The following is a 1,108-nucleotide window of genomic DNA, read 5'->3' as shown; positions in this document are numbered from 1 at the left end:
GGCTCTGCCTGGCGCTGTTCGACCGCAACGGCGTCGAGCTGCAGACCGCCGCCTGGTACACCCTGGCCCGCACGCGTCAGGCGGGACTGGGCGGCCTGAACGAGGGCCTGGCCCTGCTGGCGGCGCTGATAGTCCGCCAGTGGGGCGCCCTGTGGCCGCAGCCGGTCCACGCCCGGATGGAGATACTCTCCGGCCTCAGCCAGCGTCTGCAGGCGGCGCTGCGCACCCTGACGCCGGGCTACGCCGACCTGCCGCAGGTCTATGAGGCGGAGCGGCAGCTGGCCGCCATTCTCGACGCGCTGGCGCGCCTGGAGCTGAAGAACGCCAGCCGGCTGGCGCCGCTGGTGGAATTTATGCACAACGCCTCCGTCAGGCTGGAGAAGATGGAGGGCGACGGCGAGGCGACCCCGGCGGTGGTGCTGTCGGCGACGCCGCAGCTAGCGCCGCCTGAGGCAGCGGCGCCGCGGATATATGTGGTGCCGGACGTTCGCGGAGACACCGCTGAGACCGGGCAGGAGGCGCAGGCCGCCGCTGCGGACGAGCCCGCAACAGTCGCGCCCGCCGCCTCCCGCCGCGCCGTCAGGCCTTTTCTGGCCGGGATGCTGACGATGCTGGTCGCGGGCGGCGCCGCGCTGTGGGGCTGGCAGAAGCTGCACCCGGCTGCCGCGCCGCTGCCGGAGGCGGCAAGCCCCGCCGCGCTGGACGCGCTGGCGCGGCAGTCGCCGCTGTGGCTGCAGAATTACGGCTTCACGCTGGCCGCCGGCGCGCCGGCGCAGGAGGCCGAAAGGCTGAAGGCGCAGTGGCGGCAGCACATCAGCGCCGGGGCCCTGCCGGAGGAGGTGCTGGCGGGCTGGCAGCAGGGAATGGCGGGCCTGCAGGACCTGACCCGCCGGCTCAACGCCCTGGACGAGCGTAAGGGAAAATACCTGACCGGCTCGGAGCTGAAGTCGATGGTGTTTGCCATCACCCAGGATTTTGAGCGCAGCGCGCCGGTGGAGGCGCGGCTCTATCAGCTGAGCCGGACGCCGGCGGGAGAGCCGCTGCCCGCCGCGCAGGTGGCGCAGACGGACTTGTACCTGAATCAGCTGCTGAACCGCTATGCGCTGAT

At 72.3% G+C, this 1,108-nt stretch carries 1 protein-coding gene; it reads left to right on the top strand.

What is annotated here, in order from left to right; all coding sequences use genetic code 11:
- Positions 1 to 1,108: VasL domain-containing protein (locus ENGE1_RS26215; protein ID WP_064360894.1), on the top strand; the 1,108-nt coding region annotated here is incomplete at both ends.

Origin of the sequence: Pluralibacter gergoviae ATCC 33028 = NBRC 105706 (assembly GCF_001598855.1) — a bacterium.
GTDB classification, from domain to species: domain Bacteria; phylum Pseudomonadota; class Gammaproteobacteria; order Enterobacterales; family Enterobacteriaceae; genus Pluralibacter; species Pluralibacter gergoviae.
This window is presented reverse-complemented; position numbering and strand designations above follow the sequence as displayed.